This is a genomic window from Elusimicrobiota bacterium (assembly GCA_018816525.1).
Taxonomy (GTDB): Bacteria; Elusimicrobiota; Endomicrobiia; order CG1-02-37-114; family XYA2-FULL-39-19; genus OXYB2-FULL-48-7.
This window is the reverse complement of the sequence record JAHIVV010000064.1, coordinates 1-4,800: the sequence shown is the minus strand read 5'-3', so window position 1 is coordinate 4,800 and position 4,800 is coordinate 1. Positions and strand designations below refer to the sequence as shown.

The 4,800-nt window shown below is 41.2% G+C and carries 5 protein-coding genes; all 5 read left to right on the top strand.

Annotation, left to right across the window (positions count from 1 at the left end):
• The first annotated feature begins 124 nt into the window (after nucleotides 1-124).
• Nucleotides 125-802, top strand: a complete 678-nt coding sequence (locus KKH91_06270) for a glycosyltransferase family 2 protein (GenBank protein MBU0952406.1) — start codon at nucleotides 125-127, stop codon at nucleotides 800-802.
• A 1-nt stretch (nucleotide 803) separates the two neighbouring features.
• Nucleotides 804-1,961: a glycosyltransferase family 2 protein gene (locus KKH91_06265; GenBank protein MBU0952405.1), complete on the top strand. Its 1,158-nt coding sequence runs from the start codon at nucleotides 804-806 to the stop codon at nucleotides 1,959-1,961.
• 2 nt (nucleotides 1,962-1,963) lie between these two features.
• Nucleotides 1,964-3,397: a radical SAM protein gene (locus KKH91_06260; protein MBU0952404.1), complete on the top strand. Its 1,434-nt coding sequence runs from the start codon at nucleotides 1,964-1,966 to the stop codon at nucleotides 3,395-3,397.
• A gap of 5 nt (nucleotides 3,398-3,402) precedes the next feature.
• Nucleotides 3,403-4,428: a glycosyltransferase gene (locus KKH91_06255; protein MBU0952403.1), complete on the top strand. Its 1,026-nt coding sequence runs from the start codon at nucleotides 3,403-3,405 to the stop codon at nucleotides 4,426-4,428.
• On the top strand, nucleotides 4,421-4,800 hold a 380-nt coding region (locus KKH91_06250; protein MBU0952402.1), incomplete at its 3' end, for a cobalamin B12-binding domain-containing protein. The genes KKH91_06255 and KKH91_06250, both read left to right, overlap by 8 nt.

The following is a 4,800-nucleotide window of genomic DNA, read 5'->3' as shown; positions in this document are numbered from 1 at the left end:
GTTATCGACAGGTTTGTTGATGACGGTTTTATGGAAGTAAGTAACAATAAGTTTTTTATTACTCAAAAAGGGCTTTTTGTTTCTAATAGAATAATGGCGGAGTTCATTTAAGGAGAGATACCCATTGAAATTGTCTATTATTGTCCCGGTTTATAATGAAAAAGACACAATAGAAGAAATATTAAAAAAACTGGATAAACTGCCAATCGATAAAGAAATCCTCGTTGTGGATGACGGTTCAAATGACGGCAGCAGGCAGTTGATTTCAAATTTGAAATCTCAAATTTCAAATATTAAAATCATTTTCCATGAAAAAAACCTCGGCAAGGGCGGAGCCATCCAGACAGGCTTAAAAAATTCGTCCGGAGACGTAATCTGCATACAGGACGCAGACCTTGAGTATGACTGCAACGAAATTCCCAAATTATTTGACAAGTTCAAAGACAACAGTATTGACGCTGTTTTCGGCTCGAGATTTTTGAAGGCCAATCCGAATATCTATAAAAGGTTCCTGCTTGGAAACAAATTTCTTACGTTTCTTACAAATTTACTGCATGGGACTCATTATACGGATACTTACACCTGCTATAAATTGATAAAGAAGGATGTTTTTAGCAAACTTAAAATTGTAAGTTTCCGTTATGAGATGGAAGCGGAAATAAGCATAAAACTGAAAAAGATGAATTTCAAGGTTGTTGAAGAACCTATTAGTTACGCTCCGCGGACTTTGGCACAAGGAAAGAAAATCGGCTGGAAGGATGCCGTAAGAGGCGTCTGGACAATAATTAAGTTGAGGTTTTGAAATGTCAATAGAAATTTCGGTTGTTTTACCGTGTTTAAACGAAGAAGAAACAATCGCCGCCTGCATAGATAAAAGCAAAAAAGCTTTTGCCGAAAGCAGGGTTGAAGGCGAGGTAATTGTCGTGGACAACGGCTCAACAGATAAATCGGTGGCTATTGCAAAAGACCATGGCGCAAAAGTTATCAGGGAAGAAGAGAAAGGTTATGGCAGCGCTTTAAGGCGCGGTATTTCGGAAGCGCAGGGGCAATACATAGTTATGGGTGATGCGGACGATACCTATGATTTTCTGGAAGTGACAAAATTTGTAAATTCTTTAAAAGCCGGCAATGATTTGGTTATGGGGTCCAGATTTAAAGGCAATATTCTCCCTGGGGCCATGACCTGGTCCCATAGATATATCGGCAACCCTATATTGTCGGGTTTTCTCAGGTTGTTTTTTGGCGGAACTGTAAGCGATTCACATTGCGGGTTGCGCGCGTTTACCAAAGAAGCGTACAAAAAGATGGGCCTGCACACCACCGGCATGGAGTTTGCCAGCGAGATGGTAATCCATGCGCTGAAGAAAAAACTGAAAATATCAGAAATAACAATAACATACTATCCGCGCAAAGGCGAGACAAAACTTTCTTCGTTGCGTGACGCCTGGAGGCATATGCGTTTTATGCTTCTTTACAGCCCGAATTATTTGTTTTTAATGCCGGGTGTGCTGATGTTTGTAGTCGGATTGTTTTTGTGTGTAAGGTTTCTTTTCGGGCCTATCTATTTTGCAGGAAGAAACTGGGATATACACGTTATGGTTTTTTCAAGCCTGTTAACACTGCTTGGCTGGCAGATTTTCAACACTGGGCTTGCGGCAAAAATTTACGCCCATCAAATCGGGCTTGAAAAAAGCCCTTTTCCGAAAAAAATGCTTTCTATATTTACGCTTGAACGCGCAATTTCCATCGGTTTTATTTTCTTGACAGCAGGGCTTGGCGTTTGCGCCTATATTCTTATTACCTGGATAAGAGGCGGTTTTAGTTTTGGCGAAGTTATGCCGGGAGCGAATGAATGGGCCCAGCTTAAAACAGCGCTTCTATCCCTTGTTTTTATCGTTCTAGGAATACAAACCATATTTTCTGCGTTTTTAACAAGCATGCTGCAGATAAAATATAAATAATAATGAAAGTATTACTAATCAACGAACCATTTGTTCCGGGATTTTGCCGTACTCAGCGCTGGGCCGCAAGAACCCGCGGAAGGGTATTGCGCGCTCCGGACTGGCTGGCATATGCGGCAGCTGTTCTTGAAAAAGACAATCACGAAGTTAAGTTATATGATTTTCCCGCCAGGGATTGGGAAAAGGATAAAATAGCGGAGTTGGCAAAACAAGAAAAGCCCGACTTTGTTATCCTGGATTCAACAACGCCTTCCATTTACTCAGATATTGAGTGCGCTAAAATAATAAAAGAAAACTCTTTCGCAAAAATTATCATGGTAGGCCCTCATGTCTCCGCTTTGCCTGAGGAAACTCTTCTGGAATCAAAGGGTGCGGTGGATGTGGCGGTAATCGGCGAGTATGATTATACGGTCCGGGATATAATCAAGAATTACCCTAACCTGGCCGGTATCCCGGGAATCGCCTATATTAAGGAAGGGAAGCCTTTTTGTACCGCAAAACGACTTCTAATTGAAAACCTTGATGAGCTTCCGTTTCCTGCCTGGCACCACCTGGATTTGATGAAATATTTTGATGGCGGCAAACTTTACCCTTATATAGATATAATTTCCGGGCGCGGGTGTCCCAATGCGTGTATTTTCTGCCTTTGGCCGCAGGTCATGCACGGTTTTAAGTACCGTTTCCGTTCTCCGAAAAATGTTGTTGATGAGATTGAGCAGGATATAAAACTCTGTCCGCAGGTGCTAAAAGGCGGGGAATTCTTTTTTGAGGATGACACTTTCACGGTAAACAAAGCGCGCGCAATAGAAATATGCGAAGAGATTATGCGCAGGAATTTAAAGATTACTTTTTCAGTCAATGCCCGCGCGGATACCGCAGACAGGGAAATGTTCAGGATAATGAAGAAAGCCGGATGCAGGGAACTGCTTGTAGGTTTTGAGTCCGGGGTGCAGGAAATTTTAAATAAAATGCATAAGAATATTACGGTTGAACAAGCCCGCAATTTTATGGCGCTTGCAAAAGAAGCAAAACTACAGGTTCATGGGTGTTTTGTAATTGGTTTGCCGGGGGAAACAACCGAAACTGCAAATAAAACCGTTGAATTTGGTTTGAATCTGGGTTTAGATACTATCCAGTTTTCAGGCGCGGTACCTTTTCCGGGGACCAGATATTTTAAGATGTGCGAGACTGAAGGCTGGTTGAAATCAAAGGTTTGGTCGGATTGGCTTCAGGAAGGGGAGCAGGCGGGTGTGGTTGAATATCCCGGGATGACAAGGCAGCAGATTGATAAGTTGGTGGATTCCGGCCTGAAGAGATTTTATTTCAGGCCTTCGTTTATGATAAAGTTTTTGCTTAAAACGACAAACAAGACGGATTTGTACCGCAAACTCCGCGGTGCCAAGAATTTTATTTCGTATTTATTAGGGAAAAAATAAAAACTATGCAGCCACAAATTTCGATTATTATTGCTGTTAAGAATGGGGAAAAGACGATCAGGAAATGCCTGAATTCTGTTTTTGCCCTGGATTATCAGAACTTTGAAGTAATTATAGTCAACGACGGCTCAACGGACGGAACCAAAGAAGTTATCAGCTCGTTTAAAATAAGAAAATACGGAAACAAAGAAGCGAGTCTGACTGTTATAGACATTCCCGGGTTAGGCCCGGCGGAAGCCCGGAACATCGGTGTAAAGCAGGCAAAAGGTGAATATATTGCTTTAACCGATGCTGATTGCATAGTTGACGCTAGATGGCTCAACGAATTACTGAAAGGTTTCAAAATAGAACATAACCAGCCCTGGGTCCCGGTTCAGGGCGCCGGAATTGCCGGAGTAGGCGGTGCTCAACTCATTCCAGATGATGAATCAAAATTTGGCAAAACAATCGGCGGTTTTATGAAAGTAATAGGATTTGTTACCGATTATATAAAACCGAAATACGCGGATAATTTAAAAAACTATATGAAAAAAACAGACCATAACCCGACCTGCAATGTGATGTATAAAAAAGAAATCTTTGATAAGGTGGGTGGTTTTCTTAGCGGCATGTGGCCGGGAGAAGACGTGGAGTTTGATTATCGTGTAAGAAAAGCAGGTTTTGCACTTTTATATAATCCTGGCGCGGTTGTTTATCATTACCGGGCAGATAATCTTGAAAAATTCAAAAAGATGATGTTAAGTTATGGAAGAGTCCAGGGAGAACTCGTAAAAAAATACGGTTTTTTCAGAAAAATACAATATGTCCCCTTAATATTGGTTTTTGCATTGTTGATTGAACTGTTGATTGCTTTTTTAAGTATCAAAATAGGAATAGTTTTTATTTTGTCTGCAGTAATACTGACTTCCATGTATTTTTTTGCAAGATCCCGCAATTTAATAATTGCATATAAATACACTGTTTTAATGTTCTGGACCGTTTTATTATGGAACTACGGATTTTTAAAAGGATTGGGGAAACCCAATGTCTAAAATACTGCTGATAGGATTGCCTGCTGACAGGTACACCCAGCCCATGCTGGGCCTGGGTTACATAGGCGCTGCGCTGATGAACAAAGGCCATACAATAAAAGTTCACGATATGGCCTCGGAAAATTGCGGCAATATAGCCCAGATAGAAAAGGAAATCAAAGAATTCAAACCAGATTCCGTCGGAATCAGCGTCCTTACCGCTCAGTTTACCAAAGCAAAAGAAATCGTCAAGGCAATTAAAAAACTCGACACAAAAATAATCACCGTAATGGGCGGCCCGCATATAAGCGCTCTCCCTGAGTATACTTTAAAAACAGTCAGCGAAGTGGATTTTGTTTTTGCCGGCGAAGGCGAAATATCTTTTCCAGAATT

Excerpts from the sequence above, each read along its gene's own strand:
- KKH91_06265 (MBU0952405.1), top strand. The coding sequence starts at position 804 with ATGTCAATAGAAATTTCGGTTGTTTTACCGTGTTTAAACGAAGAAGAA.
- KKH91_06260 (MBU0952404.1), top strand. The coding sequence starts at position 1,964 with ATGAAAGTATTACTAATCAACGAACCATTTGTTCCGGGATTTTGCCGT.
- KKH91_06255 (MBU0952403.1), top strand. The coding sequence starts at position 3,403 with ATGCAGCCACAAATTTCGATTATTATTGCTGTTAAGAATGGGGAAAAG.